Genomic DNA, 20,242 nt, shown 5'->3' on the forward strand with positions numbered 1-20,242 from the left:
GTCGTAAACCGACTATCTGCTGCTCCAGCCTGGAATTCTTCGAAATGACTGAACGCCTCTCCTTCGCTCGTGATCGTATCAACGTCCTTCTTCTTGAAGGCATCAGCCAGACTGCTGTCGAATACTTCAAGTCTGCCGGTTACACCAATATCACGCATCTCCCAAAGGCTCTTGATAAAGCCGATCTGATGAAAGCGATTTCGTCGGCCCACATCATTGGCATCCGCTCGCGCAGCCAATTGACCGAAGAGATTTTTACCGCTGCAAATCGTCTGATTGCCGTGGGCTGCTTTTCGGTGGGAACCAACCAGGTCGATCTCAAGGCCGCCCGCAAGCGCGGCATCCCGGTTTTTAATGCGCCGTTTTCCAACACGCGTTCGGTGGCGGAACTGGTGATCGGCGAAATCATCATGCTGATGCGCCAGATTTTCCCGCGCTCCGTTTCAGCACATGCCGGTGGATGGGACAAGACAGCTATCGGAAGCCGCGAAGTGCGCGGCAAGACGCTCGGTATCGTCGGCTATGGCAATATCGGTTCGCAGGTGGGTAATCTCGCTGAGAGTCTCGGCATGACCGTGCGTTACTTCGATACGTCGGACAAACTGCAATATGGCAATGTGAAACCGGCTTCGAGTCTCGACGAACTGCTTAAGACCTCGGACGTCATCAGCCTGCACGTGCCTTCCAACAAGTCGACGTCCAAACTGATTACCGAAGCAAAGCTTCGCAAGATGAAGAAGGGCGCCTTCCTCATCAATAATGCGCGCGGTTCCGTCGTCGATCTCGATGCGCTGGCCAAGGTGCTGCAAGAGGGGCATCTTGCTGGTGCTGCTATTGATGTGTTCCCGGTTGAACCGGCGTCCAATAACGACAGGTTCGTTTCGCCGATTCAGGGACTGGAAAACGTCATTCTAACGCCGCATATCGGCGGTTCCACGGAAGAGGCGCAGGAACGCATCGGCACGGAAGTGACGCGAAAGCTGGTTGAATATTCCGATGTCGGTTCGACGCTTGGCGCCGTCAACTTTCCTCAGGTGCAATTGCCGCCGCGTCCGACCGGCACCCGTTTCATGCATGTGCATGAAAACCGCCCCGGCATTCTCAACAGCCTGGTCAATGTCTTCTCGACATATAATATCAATATCGCAAGTCAGTTTCTCCAGACCGATGGCGAGGTCGGCTATCTGGTGATGGAAGCGGATGGGGTCGGCGAGGCAAGCGAAACCGTTCTGGAAGCGATCCGCGAAATTCCGGGCACCATCCGCGCCCGTCTGCTGTACTGATAACAGGGGCTGTGGCGCCACTTATCTCTGGCGCTGCAGCTTCTCGAAACGTTTGATCAGGCGCTCCCTGCGCAGCCGTGAAAGGCGCTGGATCCAGAAAATGCCATCGAGCTGATCGATTTCGTGCTGATGGCATATGGCAAGCAGCCCGTCTGCTTCTTCGATCTGCTCGCCACCGCTCAAATCCTGATAACGGATGCGGACACGCGCAGGACGCTCGACCTCGTCCACGACGCCCGGCATCGAAACACTGCCTTCCTGATGGCGGGTTTTTTCCTCGGATGCCCAGACGAGCTCCGGATTCACATAGGTCTTCGGGCCTTCGTCCGCCGATAGTTCGAGAACGACTACCCGTTTCATAATGCCGATATGCGGGGCAGTGATGCCTATGCCGGGCGCTGCGCGCATGGTCTCCAGAAGATCGGTGGCGAGCTTCTGGAGATCGTCGTCGAACCGGTTGACCTGCTCGGCGACAGCGCGCAGTCTGGGATCGGGATAGCGGACAATCTCACGGACGGTCATGGGGCCTCTTCTGTCATATGGTCGTATGACCTTTGGCCCCATTTGCACTGTTATGCAATTGTTTCCGACCGATTGTTACAGCCCTCGCGCGATGACGAGACGCTGCACTTCGCTGGTGCCTTCATAGATCTGGCAGACGCGCACATCGCGATAGATGCGCTCGACCGGATAATCGGTGAGATAACCATAGCCGCCATGGATCTGGATCGCGGCGGAGGCCACCTGTTCGGCCATTTCGGATGCCACGAGCTTGGCCATGGAAGCTTCCGTCAGGCAGGGCTTGCCCGCTTCGCGAAGCGCTGCGGCATGGAGCACCATCTGGCGCGCCGTTTCGATTTTCGTTGCCATGTCGGCCAGACGGAAAGCTACCGCCTGATGTTCCGCAATCGGCTTGCCGAAGGTGATGCGTTCGTGGGCATAATCGCGTGCAGCTTCAAAAGCAGCGCGTGCCATGCCGACGGCTTGTGAAGCAATACCAATGCGTCCGCCTTCAAGATTGGCGAGCGCGATCTTATAACCTTCGCCTTCCGCGCCGAGCCGGTTTTCCACCGGCACGCGCATATTGGTGAAGGCAAGCGCGCAGGTGTCGGAGGAATGCTGACCAAGCTTGTGCTCGACCGACATGACCTCATAGCCCGGCGTATCGGTCGGCACGATGAAGGCCGAAATGCCCTTCTTGCCCGCTGCCGGATCGGTAACGGCAAAAACGATCACCACATTGCCGTTCTTGCCCGATGTGATGAACTGCTTGGAACCGTCGATCACATAATGATCGCCGTCCAGCCGCGCCCGCGTTTTGAGCGCGGACGCGTCGGAACCGGCCTGCGGTTCGGTCAGCGCAAAGCCGCCGATCCATTCGCCGGATGCCATTTTGGGCAGAAAGCGGCGTTTTTGCTCCTCTGTGCCGAAACGCAGGATCGGCGCGCAACCGACCGACGAATGCACGGAAACGATGGTCGAGCAGGCACCGTCGCCAGCGGCGATTTCTTCCAGCGCCAACGCATAGGCGACCATGCCGAGATCCGAGCCGCCCCATTCTTCCGGCACCAGCATGCCGAGGAAGCCAAGCTCGCCCATTTCGGAAAGCTCGCTACGGGGAAAGGCATGTTCGCGGTCGCGTTCCGCCGCGCCGGGCGCAAGGCGCTCCTGCGCGAATTCGCGGACAGCGTCGCGGATCTGTTCCTGCGTGTCGGTCAGGAGCATCACACGATCCTTTCGATGGCAACTGCGGTGGCTTCGCCGCCGCCGATGCAGATGCCCGCCATGCCGCGTTTCAGTCCGTGGGTTTCGAGTGCGGCCAGCAGCGTCACCAGAATGCGCGCGCCGGAAGCACCAATCGGATGACCGAGCGCGCAAGCGCCGCCATGGATATTTACCTTGTCATGTGGCAGGTCGAGATCGCGCATGGCGGCCATGGTCACCACGGCAAAAGCTTCGTTGATCTCGAAAAGATCGACGTCTTTCAGATCCCAGCCGGTCTTGTCCGACAGTTTGCGCAGAGCGCCGATGGGCGCAGTGGCGAAAAGGTTCGGCTTGTCGGCATGGGTCGAATGTCCGACCAGCACGGCACGCGGGGGCAGGCCGCGCTTTTCGGCTTCCGATGCGCGCATGAGAACGAGCGCTGCCGCACCGTCCGAGATGGACGAGGAATTGGCTGCTGTCACCGTGCCGCCGTCGCGGAAGGCGGCGCGCAGCGTCGGGATCTTGTCGAGCTTGGCCTTGCCCGGCTGTTCATCAATTGAAACCTGCACTTCCGTGCGACCGGCCTTGGCGGTGACGGGGGTGATTTCGGCGGCGAACAGACCGTCTTTGATGGCTTTTTGCGCGCGCGTCAGCGAGGCAATGGCAAATGCGTCCTGCGCCTCGCGCGTGAACTGATAGGCTTCCGCGCAATCCTCGGCAAAAGTGCCCATCAGACGGCCCTTGTCATAAGCATCTTCCAGACCGTCGAGGAACATATGGTCGATGACCTGGCCATGGCCCATGCGATAACCGCCGCGTGCCTTGGGCAGCAGGTAAGGGGCATTGGTCATGCTTTCCATGCCGCCCGAAACGATCACATCGGCAGAACCGGCCAGCAGAAGATCGTGCGCCAGCATGGTAGCTTTCATGCCGGAGCCGCACATCTTGTTGACGGTGGTGGCACCAGTGCCAAGCGGCAGTCCGGCCTTGATCGCGGATTGACGCGCCGGAGCCTGTCCGAGACCGGCAGGCAACACGCAGCCCATGATAACTTCTTCAACGGCTTCGGGCGCAAGACCCGCACCCGCCAATGCGCCGGTGATGGCCGCAGCGCCCAGATCGGGGGAGGCAATGCCGGTCAGGTCGCCCTGAAATGCGCCCATGGGAGTGCGCGATGCGCCGACGATGACAATAGGATCGCTTTTAGACATCATTGTCTTCCTTAATTTTCTTTACGCATGTCTTTATCCCAAAACCGGTTTCCACTTTTGGGAGACATACTTTATTTAGCAGCCATGCGCAGAGCGCCATCGAGACGAATGACTTCACCATTCAGCATCTGGTTTTCAGCAATATGGCGCACAAGCGCGGCATATTCCGCTGGCTTTCCGAGACGCGACGGGAAGGGCACCGATGCGCCAAGCGCGTCTTGTACTTCCTGCGGCATGCCCGCCATCATGGGCGTCGCGAAAATTCCCGGTGCGATCGTGATGACGCGAATGCCATGACGCGCCATTTCACGCGCGACCGGCAGGGTCATGGCCGCAACGCCGCCCTTGGAAGCGGAATAGGCGGCCTGACCGATCTGGCCGTCGAAGGCGGCGACCGATGCGGTGTTGACGATAACGCCGCGCTCGCCGCTTTCACCCGGCTCGTTCTTCGCAATGGCCTCGGCAGCCAGTCGCAGCATGTTGAACGTGCCGATCAGGTTGATCGAAATGGCGCGGGTGAAACTGTCGAGCTTGTGCGCGCCATCACGGCCCAGCACTTTTTCGCCCGGCGCGATACCGGCGCAGTTGACCAGAGCGTCGATGCGCCCGAAGGCGTTGAGTGCGGCTGCAATCGCCGCTTTGCCGTCGTCCTCGCTGGTGACGTCGGTGCGTTGGAACAGAGCCGATGTTCCAAATTTCTTTGCCGCTTCTTCGCCTGCCTGCGCGTTCACATCGAGGAGAACAACCTTGCCGCCTGCACCAACAACCATTTCGGCAACAGCATTGCCCAGACCGGAGCCCGCGCCAGTGACCAGAAATACGCGATTTTCTATCTGCATTTGCCTTGGATCCTAATTCTGTTGCTGTTGCTTTTCGACTTCCGCCTTGCGCAGGAGGAAGCGCTGTATTTTTCCGCTCGGCGTCTTGGGAAGCTCTGCCACGAAATCGATTTCGCGCGGATAGGCATGGGCGGAAAGCTGCTTCTTGACGTGAAGCGCCAGTTCTTCAGCCAGTTCCTCCGAACCCTCGAAGTTGGGTGCGAGAATGACGAATGCCTTCACAATCTCGGTGCGCTGTGGGTCGGGAACGCCGACCACCGCAGCCTCGTTGACGGCGGGATGTTCCAGAAGTGCGCTTTCCACGTCAAATGGCCCGATGCGATAGCCCGACGAGGTGATGACATCATCGGCACGACCGATGAAGCTGATCGAGCCGTCCGGCTCGAATTCCACCGTATCGCCGGTGCGATAATAGCCGCCGGCGATGGAGGGCGTGTCCTTCTTGTAATAGCCGGTGAACCACAGCAGCGGCGAATTGTCGATATCGACCGCCAGAACGCCCGGTTCGTTGGGGCCGACTTCGTTTCCGGCTTCGTCCAGAACAGCAACCCTGTAGCCCGGCATGGCGTAACCTGCCGAACCCTGCCGCACCGGATGTTCAAGGCCGTGGTGGTTGTTGACGACCATGCCCAGTTCCGTCTGGCCGTAATGATCGTGGATCGGCGTGCAGAGATGGGCATCGAACCAGCGGATCACTTCCGGGTTGAGCGGTTCTCCGGCACTGGAAACCACGCGCAGGCGGCCCTTGACGCGGGCGGCAGCTTCCGGTCCGGCCGCCATCAGCAGGCGGAACGCGGTTGGCGATCCGGCAAGGCTCGTTACGCCGAGGCGTTCGATAATGTCATAGGTGTTTTCAGCGGTGAAACCGCCCTCGTTCAGAATGGTCGCCGCACCCAGAAGGAGCGGACCCGTCACGGCGTAGTAAAGACCATAGGCCCAGCCCGGATCGGCGATATTCCAGAAAATGTCGTTGCTGCGCAGGCCAACCGCCTCACGCATATAGGCCCCGAAGGCCATCAGCGCCCGCAACGGCACCGGAACGCCTTTGGGTAAACCGGCGGTGCCTGAGGTGGACATCATCATGAAGAGGTCGTCACCCTTGCGCAGGACAGGTTCGCACTCGGTCGATGCCGTCGCCATGGCTGCGCGGAAATCAATATCGCCTTCCGGCAATATCTCGCCGGGGGCGAGAATGGTTGCAACGCGGGGGCAGTTTTCCACTTCCGTCAGCTTGGCGCGGTTAGTCATATTGGTGACGACCAGCTTCGCGCCGCTGGTGCCGAAGCGCTGTTCGATGGCTTTGGGGCCAAAGGCGGTGAAGAGCGGCTGGTAGATAGCGCCGATACGCCATGCGCCCAGAATGGTGGCGATCAGATCCACCGTGCGCGGCAAAAGGCCAGCCACCACGTCGCCCGTGCCGACACCGGCGTCCTTCAGGACGTTGCCGACGTGGGCGGACAGGTCGCGCAGGTCCTCGAAGGTGAATTCGCTCAAATTTCCGCTGGCGGAAATAGTGCGCAGCGCAATACGGTTTTCGCCCACATAACGGTCGCAGCATTCGACGCAGGCGTTGATGCCCGTATCGGGATTTCCCTGAAGCAGTGCAATGGCATTTTCGATTTGAAACTGCGCCACGGCGTCATCATAGCGCACACGCAGCGCTGAAACTGCTGTTCCAGTCATTCCGGCATTCCTCCCAGAGCTTCCATTGCAGTCCCCACACCAGACGGCTCCTCTTGAGGGCTGCTCGGATAAGGTTATTCACCCGATCATTGCAAACAATGACATTTGATGCATTAATCGGTGATCGTTTTTGCAATATGTTGGTCGCATGGAACGCCATAATATCACACCTGGCTTCGTAGAGGATGCATTGGATTGCGTGCGTCAGCGCGGTATGGACACGGCTTCGCTGATGGCTGCTATCGGATTGCCGGAAACGGTCACAGAACCCGTTACCAATGTTGAGTATGGTCATCTGTGGTGGCTGATTGCCGAGACGATCGAGGATGAATTCTTCGGCCTTGCGGCGCGCCCCATGCGCCCCGGCAGTTTCAATCTGCTGTGCCATGCGGTTCTACATGCGGGCACGCTTGAGCGCGCCCTGCGACGCGCCTTGCAGTTTCTCAATGTCGTATTGGACGATCCGCGCGGCGAATTGCGCATTCGTGACGGCATGGCGCATGTCGTTCTCCGCGACGCCGGACCACCGCGTCCGGCCTTCGCCTATCGCGCCTATTGGCTGATCCTGATGGGGATCGCCTGCTGGCTTGTGGGGCGGCGCATTCCGCTGCGCACACTCGATTTTGCCTGTCCCGCGCCAGTGCACCGGCAGGATTATCGCCAATTCTTCGGCGCTCCGGTTCATTTTGACCAACCGGAGACGCAGCTGGTTTTTGCCTCGTCTTATCTGACGCTGCCCATCATTCGCTCCGATGCGGCGCTGGAAAGTTTTCTGCGTGAAGCGCCCGCCAATATCCTGATCCGCTATCGCCACGACAACGATATTTCCGCCCGTGTGCGCGCGCATCTGGGCGCGATGTCCGCACAGGAATGGCCGTCCTTCGAGGATATGGCGGCAAGGCTCGGCATGTCCGCGCCGACCCTGCGCCGCAGGCTGAAGGCCGAAGGGCAGAGTTTTGGTGCGATCCGGGACGAATTGCGTTTTGTCATCGCGCAGCGGCTCTTGCAGGATAAAAAACACAGCATCGCGGAAGTGGCTGCGGAACTGGGCTACAGCGAGCCGAGCGCCTTTTATCGTGCATTCCAGAAATGGATCGGCCAGAGCCCCGGACGGTTCAGGTTGGTGCAGAACGGATAATCGGCTGCGGGTTCTATCCCGGCAAGATGGCTTTCGTGAAACACGTTCCTGTTTTAATTCCGGGTTCAGTCTGGTACCTCGTAGCCATCACGCCTTGGCAAAAGCGGTGTGGCGACGAGGATAAGATGAGTACAGCCGTCGATAAAACAAAGCTCCGGTTGTTGCCGGTGTTTGCAGGGATGGACGAAGCGGCCTTCGACCAGCTTTTCGGACAGGCGATCCATCGTGCCGTACCGAAAGGTTCCGCTGTTTTCAAACAGGGCGAAGAGGCGCACCATTTTTTTCTGCTGCTCAAGGGGCGTTTGAAGGTCATGCAGGTAACCGCCGATGGCCAGCAAATCATCGTGCGGGTAGTCAATCCGGGTGATTTGTTCGGGTTTGCGCTGGCCTTGGGGCGCAGGGACTATCCGGCGACTCCGGTTGCCGCCGTAGACAGTGCGATTCTTGCCTGGCCGATGTCGATGATGACGGAGTTCATGGCGCATAATCCGGCTTTTGCCGTCAATGCCATGCAGATGATCGGACGCCGCCTGGATGCCGCGCACAGCCGTATTCGCGAGATATCGACCCAGGAGGTCGAGCAGCGTGTCGCTCACGCTGTTTTGCGGCTGGTCAGGGAAGCAGGTGTCGAGGATGTCGGCGGGATGCGGATCGACTTTCCCGTCTCCAGACAGGATATTGCGGAATTGACCGGAACGACGCTCCACACGGTATCGCGCATCGTCAGCCAGTGGCAGAGCAAAGGCTGGGTGGAAGGCGGAAGGCAAACCTTGCTTGTACGCGATCTCCGGCGTCTGAAAATCATCGCCGAAGATGAGAGTTAAGTCGCCTTTATCATATCAATGCGCGGTTGCGGAACGTTGCCTGCTGATCCAGGCCGCGCCGATATTTCCGTGTAGGAAGCCGTTTGAAAGCGGCACATTCGGATAAAGCTCGCGTAAGCGGGCCGCACCTTCTTCCGGACCGATCTTGTTGTCCAGAACCTCTTTATGAACGCCGGCAACCGCGACCATATCGCAATCCTGCGGCGAGAGCCTGAAGCGCCTGACCCCTGCCTGTAGCAAGTCCGGCATATCCTCTATCAGTGACTGGCAGGTATGCGACAGCGTCTGCACGCCGTTCAATGCGAGAAAGGGCTGGCTGTCCAGCGTTCTGACAGGCAGGCCATCTGGTTCCTCACCGCAAACGAACTGGCAGTTATCCTTTATGTGCCCCTTGGAGCGTGCGTGCGCGCAGCGCGCCGATATGGCCAGAGGTACACGCCCGAAAGTGAAGACCTCGAACGCGATGCCGGGTGCCCCCTTGACGATCTCATGGATCGAACTGACGGGAAGTTCGGGCGGCAGGCAGATCGAGTGCGCGCCTCGCGCAGACAAAACCTTGGCAGTCGCTGCATTATAGACATTGACCAGCGGGCCAACGGAATGCGGCACACCCGACAAAAGCCCGAGCGCCGACAGGTCGTTGGCTTCCACCGGCAGTGTGGCCTTTTCGATCATCTGGCGAATCTGCTTTGCTTCCCGCTCCAGCATCACAAGCGCCAAAGAACCGAGGCTGACCTCTTTTCCGGCGCGCTGGAGCCGCTCAATGACCGCATCCATATAAGGCGCCATGAAATGGAAGCGTTTGGAGCAGACGATCTCGCCCACGGTCACATGGCTGATCGGCGCTTCATCGGCGATACGGAAATAAAAGTCCCTCCATTTCGGTCCATTCCACAGAAACAGAAGGGGACCGAGGCTGAGGCTTGCAGCAGACATATCTATCTCCAGCGTTTTTCATAGGCACCCGAAGTCGTCTGCTGGCCTTCGCTCAGCAAACGGAGACGGGAGAGCAGGGCGGCCCGCTTCTCGGGGCTGGCGGCCAGCGTCTGGCGCAATGTGGAAACGACTTCACCGACATAGGCCTTGCCGCGTTGCCGACCTTCGATCTTGAGCGCGGAAACGCCGGCGGCTCGCAACTCGTCCATATGGTCCATGACATCGAGTGAAATGGGGTCCTCGAAAGCATATCCCTGCTCGTTGCCAATATTGAACCGGCCCTTGCAGAGGGTAGGGTAACCCGCCGGCTCACCATGGGGGAAGCGATTGATCGTGTAGTCGCCAAGCTCGGAGACCAGTTCGCTGCCGTCCTGCCTGTAGCGGACATGGCTTGCCGGGGAACAGACGCCGTTCATATTGGGAGAACGGCCTGTGGCATAAGATGACAGCGAACAGCGGCCTTCCGCCATCACGCATAATCCGCCGAAGACGAACACTTCCATCTCGCAGTCGATCTTGCGGCCAAGCCGTGCAATATCGGGAATGGTCAGGACGCGGGGCAGTACGACCCGCTTCGCATTGAATGCATCGACAAGAAATCCGATCGCATCTGCATTGGATGCGGACGCCTGAACCGACACGTGAAGCCGTTGTGCCGGATGTTTCTCGGCCGTATAGGCCATCAGTCCGAAATCAGCCAGGATGACGGCATCCGCGCCGAGGGCTGCGGCATCGTCGACGGCCTGATACCAGATTTGTTCATCGCCAGCGCGCATGAAGGTATTGATGGCGACGAAGACCTGCGTCTTGCGTGCGTGGGCAAACTGGATCGCATCGCGCAATTCCTGTCGGCTGAAATTGAGGCCAGGAAAATTGCGTGCGTTGGTTTCGTCGCGGAACCCGCAATAGACGGCGTCCGCGCCCGCAGCTACCGCTTCGTGCAATGCCGAGGGCGTACCTGCAGGACAGATCAGTTCCACCTTTCAGCCTCCTTGCCAATGGCCTTTTCGCGCACGAAACTTGCGAAGCCGCGAACCATCGGGGAAAACGGCCCTGCGCTGGCGCCGAGATCTGACGGAAGATCGATATTGCAGTCGTCAAGCGCGTTGCGCAAAGCGAGCATGGCCTCCATGTCGCCGGTTACGGTTATATCGCGGGAAAAGAACAGCGCATCTCCATCAAGCCTGCCTTCAAGGAGTGCGAGAAGCATGACCAGAGGTCCCTCGATTCCCGCATCGACATCTGCGTTTTCGCTCTCACGCATGATCCTGATACGCGGCTTGTCGGGCTCAACCACAAAAGCGAAAGGAAGATCGGAAGGATGGAACCGGAAGCGCTTCCTTGCATGATCGCCCAATCGCTCGAAAAGGCCCGGATGGCTGCGCATCACCTGAAAGAAGATGCGCGAGACGAAAGGGGCCAGCAGAAATGGCGGCACGAGCCGGGCTGGCGTAACAACAGCCCCAGGTATTTTCATCATGACTCAGCTCCGGTGAGCTATAGAAGTTGTGCCGGACATTTATGCGATTCATAGCAGGAAGAGTTTGATTCAGATCAAAGACGGCGAGAGAATTCAGCGTCCAAAAGTCGAGCATGAAAACAGGCTCTTCTTTATTCGCGAATTACGATTGTCTGCAAAGTTTTGCGTCGGAGCTTGAACGGCGCAACGATCTCGTTCGGATCGAGCGTCCGGTATCGCTTGTTCACGAGATAACCGAAATTCACAAACGCGTATTGGAGAAGGACGGCCCGGCCCTGCTGTTCAAGCGGCCTGTCGATGCTAACGGTCGGGTGCATTCCATTCCGCTTCTTGCCAACCTCTTCGGCTCAAAGCGACGGATCGCATGGGGTTTGGGGTGCGAACCCGAAGGCATTGCGGACTTGGCGGAAATGCTGGCGGAATTGCGCTCGCCAAACCCTCCGCGGTCGGCGGGGGAAATATGGAGCAAGCTGCCGCTGGCCAGGGCTGCGTTGAACATGCGCCTGCGCCGCACCAGGCGGGCTTCGGTGCATGAAAACGTTCTGGAAGGCGATGCAGTCGACCTCGATATCCTGCCGATTCAATGGTGTTGGCCGGGCGAGCCAGCGCCGCTTGTCACCTGGCCGTTGGCCATCACGCAGGCGCCGGACGATCCGTCGGATATCAATGTCGGCATCTATCGAATGCAGAAGCTCGGACGTAACAAGCTGATCATGCGCTGGCTGGCGCATCGCGGCGGTGCACGCCATCACCGCATGTGGCAGCAGCGAGGGGAGCATATGCCTGTCGCGATTGCGATTGGTGCCGACCCGGCAACAATTCTTGCTGCGGTCATGCCGTTGCCTGAAGGAATGAGCGAACTGGCTTTTTCGGGCCTGCTTGCCGGTCGCAGGCCGTCCATTGCGTCAGGACGCACGGTGCCCTTGCCGGTGCCTGCAAATGCGGAGATCGTTCTTGAAGGCTATGTTTCTGTCTCGGAGACGGCTCCCGAAGGTCCCTATGGCGACCACACCGGCTATTATAACAGCGTCGAGGAATTTCCGGTCATGCATGTGACCGCGATCACGATGCGCAGGAAACCGCTTTATCTTTCGACCTATACAGGACGTCCGCCGGACGAGCCGTCCCGGCTGGGTGAGGTGATGAACGACCTGTTCGTGCCCGTGGTCCGCAAGCAGTTTCCCGAAATCGTCGATCTGTGGCTGCCGCCAGCAGCATGTTCCTATCGCGCAATGGTGGTTTCGATCGACAAGCGCTATCCCGGTCAGGCACGGCGGCTGATGATGGGGCTTTGGTCTTTCCTGTCTCAGTTCAGCTATACCAAACTCATTATCACGGTCGATCCCGACATAAACATACGCAACTGGGACGATGTCCTGTGGGCGCTTTCGACCCGTTTCGATGCCAGCCGGGATATTGTCGTCCTTTCCGACACGCCGGTGGATTATCTCGATTTCGCGTCTCCACGCTCCGGCCTGGGTGGAAAACTCGGTCTCGATGCGACCAACAAGATCGACGCCGAAACCGAACGGGAATGGGGCTCCGTTTTGAAGATGAACGATGAAGTGGTCGCGCGCGTGGACGCAATCTGGAACGAACTCGGGCTTGATCGGGAGAAAATGTAATGAAGCGGGTCGTCGTCGGCATTTCAGGCGCGTCTGGCGCATTGATTTCACTAAAATTGCTGGAGCTTCTTGCCTCCATGGACGGGGTCGAAACCCACCTCGTCATATCCAATGCCGCGCAACAGACATTGCGCCATGAATTGGGGCCGGACGGCTACTCGCTTTTGCACAGCTTCGCGCGATGCAATTATTCGGCGGGCGATATCGGTGCAGCAATTGCCAGCGGATCGGTTGCCACAACGGGCATGATCGTTGCGCCATGTTCGATGCGTACGCTTGCGGCGATTGCGAGCGGCTACAGCGACAATCTGCTGACCCGTGCAGCCGACGTTCATTTGAAAGAGCGGCGCAAGCTCGTGCTGATTGCCCGCGAGACGCCGCTCCATCTGGTTCATTTGCGCAATATGTGCACCGTGACCGAAATGGGCGCCATCGTGATGCCGCCCGTTCCCGCATTTTATTTCAATCCGCAAACGGTCGAAGATGTCGCCGGTCAGATCGCAGCGAGAGCCATCGACCTGATCGGTATCGGCACAAGGCAGTCCGAAAGTTGGGCGGGGATTGCCAGAACCGGCTGAAGCTAACCGTATGTTAAGGCAAAAGGCTCGGTTGGACTCTTTGCCGGTTGCGTGAACCACTTCGGCCCGTCGGCGGTCATATGGATATGGTCTTCCAGACGGATGCCGAACTGACCCGGAACCACGATCATTGGCTCGTTGGAAAAGCACATGCCTTCGGTCAGCGGCAGCGAGTTGCCGCGAACGATGTAGGGCGCTTCGTGAATTTCGAGACCCAGACCGTGGCCTGCGCGATGCGGAAGGCCCGGCAAGGCGTAGTCGGGCCCAAGACCGTGCCTGACGAGCGTCGCGCGGGCGGCATCGTCCAGCGTCGAACAGGCCGCGCCGATTTTCGCGGCATCGAAGACCGATTGTTGCGCTTCGCGTTCGATCTGCCAGATGCGGGAAAATTCGGCGGTTGGTTCGTCCAGCATATAGGTGCGTGTCAAATCGGAGTGGTAACCGTCGATGCGGCAACCGGTGTCCACGAGGATGACGTCGCCGGATTGATAGAACTGTTCTCCATCCGCACCGTGCGGGAGTGACGTAGCGGTTCCAAAAGACACGATGCAGAAGCTAGAACCGCCCGCTGCGCCAAGGGCGCGATGCTGTTCATCGATGAAGTGCACGACCTCGCTTGCAGCAATGCCCGGCTTGATCATCGCATGGGTGCGACGATGCACCTCCAGGGTAAGATCCATGGCGTACTGAATGATGGCGATCTCGCTGACGGACTTGCGGATGCGCTGTTCGCGGATCAGCGCCCCACCGTCGAGCAAGCGCTCCGGCGCGATTTCCTGTTTAAGCGCGTTATAGACAAACAGGGGTACGGCATCGTCAACGGCAAGCGTGGCACCCGCCGGAAGCAGCGAGGCGACGAGAGATGCGCTGTCTTCTTCTTCCTGCCAGGCGCAAATCTCTCCCGGCAGATGCGGCAGGCTTTCAACGCGGCTCTGTTCAAAGCCGGGAACGATATAAATGACTTTGGACGGTGTGACGAGCGTGCCCAGAAAGCGTTCGCTGATGTGCCAGACGAGTCCCGTGAAATAACGAAGGCTTTCGGTCGGGCCGATCAACAGGCCGCCGATACCCCGATCGCGCAGCTTGTCCTGTAGCAGCGCCAGTCGCTGCAACCGTTCTTCGTTTCCAATTTTCGGGGGAGAGGACATCGAAGTCATGACGTATGCCTTTATGAGCTTGTACCGGCGATACTCCGGCACCTGTAGGTTCGCGGGCAGATATATCACGACGAAGCCAGCACGAAAGACTTGTCTTCGGTCCATGCCCAAAAAACCTCGTCGGTTGTTTTTTCACTACTGGCTCGATGATTCATTACGTGAATCGTGGTTGATCTCGGACCGCGATTTCCTTTATGCCAGAGCGAGACTATGCGCGGGCATCGTATCCTTCGGGAGCAGGTGTTCATTCGAAGGCAGGAAAGATATGCAGCCAATTTGGGCCGTCGGTTTGATGACGGGAACCGTTCTGGACGGAAATATCGATGTCGCGCTTTTGAAGACCGATGGCGAAACGGTGACGGAGTTCGGTCCCTATGCGTTGAAACCCTATCCGGCTTCGATTCTGGCTCTTCTTCAGCAGGCGCAGGCGGAAGCGCGCACCTGGAATTTCAACGGACCCGAACCGGCCGTATTCGCGGAGGCAGAAGAGGCGCTCACCCGCGCGCAGTCCGCTGCCGTCAAGGAACTGGTTGCGGAAAGCGGACTTTCAATGTCTGAGATCGAGGTGATCGGCTTTCACGGGCAGACGGTGCTTCATCGCGCTCCCCAGAATGGCAGGCTCGGGGATACGCGCCAGCTTGGCGACGGCGCCTTGATGAGCGAACTGCTCGAAACCAGAGTTGCCTACGACTTCAGAACCGCCGATATTCGTGCTGGCGGGCAGGGCGCTCCGCTGGCAGCCATCTATCATGCCGCGCTTTTGCGTAGCGCTGATGCAAACGGTGAGGCTGCGATTCTCAATCTGGGCGGTGTCGGCAATATAACCTGGTGGGATGGCGGCGATATGTTGGTGGCCTTCGATACCGGGCCAGCAAATGCGCCGATCAACGATTTCGTAAAGGCGCGTAGTCTGGGCGATATGGATCGCGACGGTCTGCTGGCAGCCAGAGGCAAGGTGGATGAGGAGCGTCTCGCCAGGCTGTTGGCGCACCCCTATATGACCACAGCCTATCCAAAGTCTCTCGACCGTTTCGATTTCACGGCGGCAATGGCCGATGGTCTCGATGCCGAGGACGGTGCCGCGACGCTAACGGCCTTTACGGCTTCCGCCGTCGGCAAGGCGCTGGACATTCTGCCGCGTCGCCCGAAGCGCCTCGCTGTCAGCGGCGGCGGGCGCCATAACCCGACCCTCATGCATATGCTTGTTGAGCGTGCCCATGTCGAACTCGTTCCGGTCGAAACGCTGGGCTGGCGCGGCGATGCCGTGGAAGCGGAATGCTTCGCATTTCTGGCCGTCCGTGTCCTGCGTGGTCTGCCCATCAGTTTTCCGAGTACGACAGGTGTTCCCGCGCCTATGACGGGAGGAAGGCTCGCCGGTTGGCGGACATAGGGCTGCACGAGCGGTCAATCACGTGTAGTTCGGGGGTATCTTGCGGTGAGGTATTCCAGATCGCGGCCAAAGGACGAAATTTACTCATGATGAATTATGTTTTTGCGATGCAATGCGCTATAATATGTCCCTCTTTCAGCGAATTTACCGGTCGAGCACAAGTTAAACTTACCTAACGGCAGCGCCGCGCCGGTATTTCAATTTCATTGCATATAAGCAGGAAAAGATAGAAGATCGATGCAATCTTCACCTTGATTTAGGCAATTTCTCTTTATTGGTCTTAACTCTCAAGGAGAAATGCAATGAGCTTCATCCGTCTTTTTTTCTGCCTCGTTTTACCGCTCGCCTGGATATCCGGTGCCGCTGCCGAGCCGCTGTCGCAACCGGCGGGCAAGCCGATCCTCGTCATATCCGGCAATATCTCCAACACCAATGTCGGAAATACCGCGCAGTTCGACAGGGATATGCTGGAGGCGTTGGGGCTACAGACTATCGTGACCGCCAATCCCTGGTATGACGGCCGTATTCGCTTCGAAGGCGTTTCCATGGAGAAGCTCATGACGCTCGTGGGCGCGAAGGGCACGAAAGTGACCGCGGTTGCCCTGAACGATTATACCAGCAATATCCCGATGGATGACTTCAGGAATTTCAACGTTATCCTTGCGTTGAAACGGGATGGCAATTACATGCCGGTGCGAGACAAAGGACCATTGTTTATTATCTATCCGTATGATAGCGACCCGCAGCTTCAAAGACAGACCTATTATACACGTTCCGCGTGGCAGGTTGCCAAGCTGATAGTTGAATAGAGGCGCAGTGTGAGACGAATCCTGGGCGTCATTATCTGTTGTTTCGTCGTGGCAACGGCCTATATCGCCTATGTGATCACCGAGCGGCAGACCGCGCTTCAGAAATTTTCCCGCTATAATGATTCCTGGTCGGTCGGACAGACCGTCTCGGAATATATGCGGCTGGAGCATGTCGTGGCCGACTTCGCGCTCGACACCACCGATGAGATGCGCGAGAAGGTGCGGCTCCGCCTCGATATCATGCTTGGGCGGCTGGAACTGCTGCAACAGGGAAACCTGCGGTCGTTCATTCAGGGCGATCCGGATCGCCACGAACTGTTTCTCAAGCTGAGCGATGTCCTGAATGCTCTCGATGCGCAGTTGGACCATCTCGATTCCGCTGGCGCCCGGGCCATACTGCCGTTGATGGCCGCGCTCGACGGACCTATGACCGGGCTTGCGTCAGCTTCCGTCGAGTACGATGTCGGTGTCATCGATGTCGCGCAGGCTGAGGTGAAGCAACTTCACTTCATTTACACGGCGCTTGCCGCGGGACTCATTCTCTGCGGCGTCATCCTTGTTATTCTTTTGTTGCGGCATAACAAACTGCTCGACCGCGCGCATGGAAATATGCAGCGCCTTACCGCCGATTTGCGGGAAGCTACCGGCGAATTGCAGGCCCAGAACTATCGGCTGGAACACGATGCCCATCACGATGCGCTGACAGGTCTGCCGAACCGTGTGCTGTTTCGGCAGGATCTGGAGAAGCGTTTGCAAGTCGCTCAGGCGGGAGGGGCATCGGCGAACGTCTTTCTGCTCGATCTCGATGGGTTCAAGGATGTCAATGACACGCTCGGCCACGATGTCGGCGACGCTTTGTTGCAAGCCGTAGCGGAACGGCTGACGAATCTTGTAGCGCAGGGCGATATCGTCTGTCGGCTTGGCGGCGACGAGTTTGCGCTGTTGTCCACCGGACTGTCCGAGGAAGCCGCCGTCGCCCTATCCAACCGCCTGATGGATGTCATCGGCAGGCCATATCCTGTCGGCGAATTGGAAATTAAGATCGGAACCTGTGTTGGCATCGCGATTTCGCAGGGTGAACCCGACACGGAAGAACTCTTCAAACATGCCGATCTCGCCCTTTATGAAGCAAAGGCGCTTGGTCCCGGCCATTCCAGCGTTTTCAAGCCGCTGATGCAGACCCGCTTGCGCGAGAAGAAATCTTTCGAATCCGATCTTCAGAAAGCCCTGCAGAACGGTGAAATGGAAGTCTATTATCAACCGCAAGCCACGACGAATGACCGGGAGATCCAGGGTTATGAAGCGTTGCTGCGATGGACTCATCCGGTGCGCGGGGCGGTATCGCCGGTAGATTTCATCCCGGTCGCCGAGAAAATCGGCTTTATCCGCGCGCTCGGTGACTGGGTTCTGGAGACAGCCTGCGCCGAAGCGGCCCAGTGGAGCGCTCCGCTCAAGATCGCGGTCAATCTTTCTCCGGTCCAGTTCCGAAGTCTCGATCTCATTCAAAGCGTCGTTGGTGCGCTTGAGTCGAGCGGATTGAACCCGGAGCGACTGGAGCTCGAGATAACCGAGTCAGTTCTACTCGACAAGAATGAGCAGACATTGAGTACGCTTCGGCAATTGAAGGGACTTGGCATCCAGATCGCCATGGACGATTTCGGCACCGGCTATTCATCGCTGGGCAGCCTCAGCGGCTTCCCTTTCGACAAGATCAAGATCGACCGTTCTTTCGTGCGTGATGTGACCACGCGAGCCGATGCGTTTGCCATTGTCGAACTCGTAACCGGGGTTGGGCGAAGCCTGAAGATGGTGACCATTGCCGAAGGTATCGAAACCGAAGAACAGCTTGAGTGTCTCAAACGGCTCGGTTGCGACCAGGTCCAGGGCTATCTGATCGGCAGACCCGTGCCCGCATCAAAATTACAGCACCTTCATGGTGGCCGGCAATCCGCGGTCAGGAACGCCAGATAGGCGTCTTTGCGTGGATGACGGGCAGGGTGCTGGTTTGTCGAAGCCAAATCAGCTTATGTTCAAATCCTGGATAATGTTAAATGCGTTCAGACGACGCGCACCGAACATGAGGGTTGGGCGGGAAATTGTTGAAAGTACATGGAATAGACGTTCCGATTGCTGCGGACGAAGTTTCGCCGGTCATCTGGCAGGCTTTGACGAGTGGGAGCTATGAGGCCAAGGAAGCGCGTTCGATCTATAAGGCGGTGAAACCTGGCGACAGGGTGCTGGAACTTGGTTCGGGGATCGGGATCATTACCTCGATCATTGCCGGAATAGCGGATGTGTCCGTATGGGCTTTCGAGGCCAACCCAGCGACCGCGGCGCTCGCACGCAGGGTGATCGATGCCAACGATCTCGACAATGTGGTTCTGTCTCAGGGCATATTGAGCGCGGGCGAACCTGGTTCGTTTTGCTTTTATGTCCGGCGGGACTTGTGGATGTCCTCCATGGATGAAAATCAGGGTCCTTATGAACGCACGATCGAATTGCAGTCGAATAATATCGATGAATTCATAAACACGCATGATATCAATGTTCTGGTGATGGACATTGAAGGCGCGGAACGGGATCTGCTGCTGAAAGCCGATCTGCCGGGCGTTGAGCGTATATTTCTGGAACTTCACGATCATCTTTATGGCCTGACCGGGATCAGGGAGATGACCCATGCTCTTGCTGCAAAGGGTTATGCCTATGATCCGCGGGGGTCGCAGGGGCCTTGCGTGCTGTTCGCTAAAGATGACGGTATCCGCGTATATGAGCCCGAGGAGTGATCGATCAGGCCTTCTCATTGCTATGGATATGTAGAAGGCGGTCGAAAGGCCGCCTTTTTACGTGAACAGATCGGAATCGAATGGCGCAATGGGTTTCCATATGATTAAATCTATTCGATTTCCCTGTGGAAAGAATTTTTGCAAAAACGTGACGATTGTCGTTGACAGTTTTGATTGGCGGGGTCTATATGGCGCCACAACGAGGGCGGCGACGCTGCTAGCGGCAGGTTGCTTCGTCCTTGAGTTCTGGTGAAAGCGGTTGACTTTGGGTTGGCTTGTGAGTAGGTGGGGCGTCTCGGCGGGGTGGAAGCCTTGTTGAGATTTGAAGGGAAGAACGACTTATAAGTTTGTGATTTTCTTCAAAAAAATGGGTTGACACACTGAACGGTGTGGACTAGATACCCGGCACCGCTGAGACGGGGCGCAGACGAGACTGAGACGATGAGTTGAGGTTGGGCTGCGGAACTGGTTGAGCGGGTGAGATTTTCGACGGTTTTGAGACTGTCTGTTCTTTGACAATTTTATACAGAAGAAAGAGAAACGTGGGCGGCATAGTCTGCGGATGGCCTGAGAGATCGGGTTGTCACAATGAACTTTGGCGGACACGTTTCTTGATAGAACTATGTTACCTGGATGGTCAGAGATGATCGTCTGGTGTGTAAAATATGTTCTCGTCAATTTGAGCGTGACCACGGTTCATGCCTCTGTCGGAGACGATGGGGGTTTTGACCAAAAGAAGCCAATTATCAAATTTTCAACTTGAGAGTTTGATCCTGGCTCAGAACGAACGCTGGCGGCAGGC

Annotated in this window: 18 protein-coding genes; 9 read left to right on the top strand and 9 right to left on the bottom strand. The window is 57.8% G+C overall.

The window, feature by feature from the left end:
- Nucleotides 1-44: 44 nt before the first annotated feature.
- The gene (gene serA, locus FHS76_RS18565) at nt 45-1,283 is read left to right on the top strand and encodes a phosphoglycerate dehydrogenase (protein ID WP_183656363.1); all 1,239 of its coding nucleotides are present in this window, start codon (nt 45-47) and stop codon (nt 1,281-1,283) included.
- 21 nt (nt 1,284-1,304) lie between these two features.
- Here serA and FHS76_RS18570 read toward each other — a convergent pair whose 3' ends face one another.
- The 5 genes from FHS76_RS18570 to FHS76_RS18590 all read right to left on the bottom strand — a co-directional run bounded on the left by FHS76_RS18570 (nt 1,305) and on the right by FHS76_RS18590 (nt 6,720).
- Nucleotides 1,305-1,805, bottom strand: a complete 501-nt coding sequence (locus tag FHS76_RS18570) for a peptide deformylase (RefSeq protein WP_183656367.1) — start codon at nt 1,803-1,805, stop codon at nt 1,305-1,307.
- A gap of 75 nt (nt 1,806-1,880) precedes the next feature.
- Nucleotides 1,881-3,008: an acyl-CoA dehydrogenase family protein gene (locus FHS76_RS18575; protein WP_183656369.1), complete on the bottom strand. Its 1,128-nt coding sequence runs from the start codon at nt 3,006-3,008 to the stop codon at nt 1,881-1,883.
- A complete protein-coding gene (locus FHS76_RS18580; RefSeq protein ID WP_183656372.1) occupies nt 3,008-4,198 on the bottom strand; it encodes an acetyl-CoA C-acyltransferase in 1,191 nt (396 codons plus the stop codon). The genes FHS76_RS18575 and FHS76_RS18580 overlap by 1 nt, the downstream gene beginning before the upstream one ends.
- Before the next feature lie 71 nt (nt 4,199-4,269).
- Nucleotides 4,270-5,037, bottom strand: a complete 768-nt coding sequence (locus tag FHS76_RS18585; protein ID WP_183656375.1) for a 3-hydroxyacyl-CoA dehydrogenase — start codon at nt 5,035-5,037, stop codon at nt 4,270-4,272.
- A 12-nt stretch (nt 5,038-5,049) separates the two neighbouring features.
- Nucleotides 5,050-6,720 (bottom strand): acyl-CoA synthetase, encoded by a 1,671-nt coding sequence (locus FHS76_RS18590; RefSeq protein WP_183656378.1) that lies wholly within the window; start codon nt 6,718-6,720, stop codon nt 5,050-5,052.
- 148 nt (nt 6,721-6,868) lie between these two features.
- Between FHS76_RS18590 and FHS76_RS18595 the strand changes: the two genes are divergently transcribed.
- Nucleotides 6,869-7,858, top strand: a complete 990-nt coding sequence (locus FHS76_RS18595) for an AraC family transcriptional regulator (RefSeq protein WP_183656381.1) — start codon at nt 6,869-6,871, stop codon at nt 7,856-7,858.
- Nucleotides 7,859-7,983: 125 nt separating this feature from the next.
- On the top strand, nt 7,984-8,682 hold the full coding sequence (locus tag FHS76_RS18600; RefSeq protein ID WP_183656423.1) for a Crp/Fnr family transcriptional regulator: 699 nt from the start codon (nt 7,984-7,986) through the stop codon (nt 8,680-8,682).
- A gap of 15 nt (nt 8,683-8,697) precedes the next feature.
- Here the strand turns inward: FHS76_RS18600 and FHS76_RS18605 are convergent, their stop codons facing one another.
- Genes FHS76_RS18605 through ubiT form a run of 3 tightly spaced genes read right to left on the bottom strand, consistent with a single transcriptional unit; the run spans nt 8,698 to nt 11,098 of the window.
- On the bottom strand, nt 8,698-9,618 hold the full coding sequence (locus FHS76_RS18605) for a U32 family peptidase (RefSeq protein WP_183656384.1): 921 nt from the start codon (nt 9,616-9,618) through the stop codon (nt 8,698-8,700).
- 2 nt (nt 9,619-9,620) lie between these two features.
- Entirely contained in the window at nt 9,621-10,598 is a 978-nt protein-coding gene (gene ubiU, locus FHS76_RS18610) for a ubiquinone anaerobic biosynthesis protein UbiU (RefSeq protein WP_183656387.1), read from the bottom strand.
- Nucleotides 10,589-11,098 (bottom strand): ubiquinone anaerobic biosynthesis accessory factor UbiT, encoded by a 510-nt coding sequence (ubiT, locus tag FHS76_RS18615; RefSeq protein WP_183656391.1) that lies wholly within the window; start codon nt 11,096-11,098, stop codon nt 10,589-10,591. Before ubiT ends, ubiU begins: the two co-directional genes overlap by 10 nt.
- Before the next feature lie 113 nt (nt 11,099-11,211).
- On the opposite strand from ubiT, the gene FHS76_RS18620 reads away from it, so the two are divergent.
- Nucleotides 11,212-12,723, top strand: coding sequence for a UbiD family decarboxylase (locus tag FHS76_RS18620; RefSeq protein ID WP_183656394.1), 1,512 nt, complete (start codon nt 11,212-11,214; stop codon nt 12,721-12,723).
- Nucleotides 12,723-13,301 carry a UbiX family flavin prenyltransferase gene (locus FHS76_RS18625; RefSeq protein ID WP_183656397.1) on the top strand — a complete coding sequence of 193 codons (579 nt, stop codon included), beginning with the start codon at nt 12,723-12,725 and terminating at the stop codon, nt 13,299-13,301. Before FHS76_RS18620 ends, FHS76_RS18625 begins: the two co-directional genes overlap by 1 nt.
- Nucleotides 13,302-13,303: 2 nt before the next feature.
- On the opposite strand, the gene FHS76_RS18630 is transcribed toward FHS76_RS18625, so the two are convergent.
- A complete protein-coding gene (locus tag FHS76_RS18630; RefSeq protein WP_183656400.1) occupies nt 13,304-14,458 on the bottom strand; it encodes a M24 family metallopeptidase in 1,155 nt (384 codons plus the stop codon).
- Nucleotides 14,459-14,723: 265 nt separating this feature from the next.
- Between FHS76_RS18630 and FHS76_RS18635 the strand changes: the two genes are divergently transcribed.
- From FHS76_RS18635 to FHS76_RS18650, 4 genes are all read left to right on the top strand, one after another.
- Complete coding sequence (locus FHS76_RS18635) at nt 14,724-15,848, top strand: anhydro-N-acetylmuramic acid kinase (protein ID WP_183656403.1); 1,125 nt, start codon at nt 14,724-14,726, stop codon at nt 15,846-15,848.
- Nucleotides 15,849-16,150: 302 nt separating this feature from the next.
- Entirely contained in the window at nt 16,151-16,657 is a 507-nt protein-coding gene (locus tag FHS76_RS18640; RefSeq protein WP_183656406.1) for a molybdopterin-dependent oxidoreductase, read from the top strand.
- 9 nt (nt 16,658-16,666) lie between these two features.
- Nucleotides 16,667-18,628: a putative bifunctional diguanylate cyclase/phosphodiesterase gene (locus tag FHS76_RS18645; protein ID WP_183656409.1), complete on the top strand. Its 1,962-nt coding sequence runs from the start codon at nt 16,667-16,669 to the stop codon at nt 18,626-18,628.
- Between the two features lie 125 nt (nt 18,629-18,753).
- Entirely contained in the window at nt 18,754-19,440 is a 687-nt protein-coding gene (locus tag FHS76_RS18650) for an FkbM family methyltransferase (protein ID WP_183656412.1), read from the top strand.
- The last annotated feature ends 802 nt before the right edge of the window (nt 19,441-20,242 follow it).

It is taken from the genome of Brucella daejeonensis (assembly GCF_014199265.1).
In the GTDB taxonomy this organism is placed as follows: domain Bacteria; phylum Pseudomonadota; class Alphaproteobacteria; order Rhizobiales; family Rhizobiaceae; genus Brucella; species Brucella daejeonensis.

Coding starts and splice junctions, on each gene's coding strand:
- FHS76_RS18625 (WP_183656397.1), top strand. CDS start 12,723: ATGAAGCGGGTCGTCGTCGGCATTTCAGGCGCGTCTGGCGCATTGATT.
- FHS76_RS18620 (WP_183656394.1), top strand. CDS start 11,212: ATGAAAACAGGCTCTTCTTTATTCGCGAATTACGATTGTCTGCAAAGT.
- FHS76_RS18595 (WP_183656381.1), top strand. CDS start 6,869: ATGGAACGCCATAATATCACACCTGGCTTCGTAGAGGATGCATTGGAT.
- FHS76_RS18590 (WP_183656378.1), bottom strand. CDS start 6,720: ATGACTGGAACAGCAGTTTCAGCGCTGCGTGTGCGCTATGATGACGCC.
- FHS76_RS18635 (WP_183656403.1), top strand. CDS start 14,724: ATGCAGCCAATTTGGGCCGTCGGTTTGATGACGGGAACCGTTCTGGAC.
- FHS76_RS18600 (WP_183656423.1), top strand. CDS start 7,984: ATGAGTACAGCCGTCGATAAAACAAAGCTCCGGTTGTTGCCGGTGTTT.
- FHS76_RS18570 (WP_183656367.1), bottom strand. CDS start 1,805: ATGACCGTCCGTGAGATTGTCCGCTATCCCGATCCCAGACTGCGCGCT.
- ubiT (WP_183656391.1), bottom strand. CDS start 11,098: ATGATGAAAATACCTGGGGCTGTTGTTACGCCAGCCCGGCTCGTGCCG.
- FHS76_RS18585 (WP_183656375.1), bottom strand. CDS start 5,037: ATGCAGATAGAAAATCGCGTATTTCTGGTCACTGGCGCGGGCTCCGGT.
- FHS76_RS18575 (WP_183656369.1), bottom strand. CDS start 3,008: ATGCTCCTGACCGACACGCAGGAACAGATCCGCGACGCTGTCCGCGAA.
- serA (WP_183656363.1), top strand. CDS start 45: ATGACTGAACGCCTCTCCTTCGCTCGTGATCGTATCAACGTCCTTCTT.
- FHS76_RS18605 (WP_183656384.1), bottom strand. CDS start 9,618: ATGTCTGCTGCAAGCCTCAGCCTCGGTCCCCTTCTGTTTCTGTGGAAT.
- FHS76_RS18630 (WP_183656400.1), bottom strand. CDS start 14,458: ATGACTTCGATGTCCTCTCCCCCGAAAATTGGAAACGAAGAACGGTTG.
- FHS76_RS18580 (WP_183656372.1), bottom strand. CDS start 4,198: ATGTCTAAAAGCGATCCTATTGTCATCGTCGGCGCATCGCGCACTCCC.
- FHS76_RS18640 (WP_183656406.1), top strand. CDS start 16,151: ATGAGCTTCATCCGTCTTTTTTTCTGCCTCGTTTTACCGCTCGCCTGG.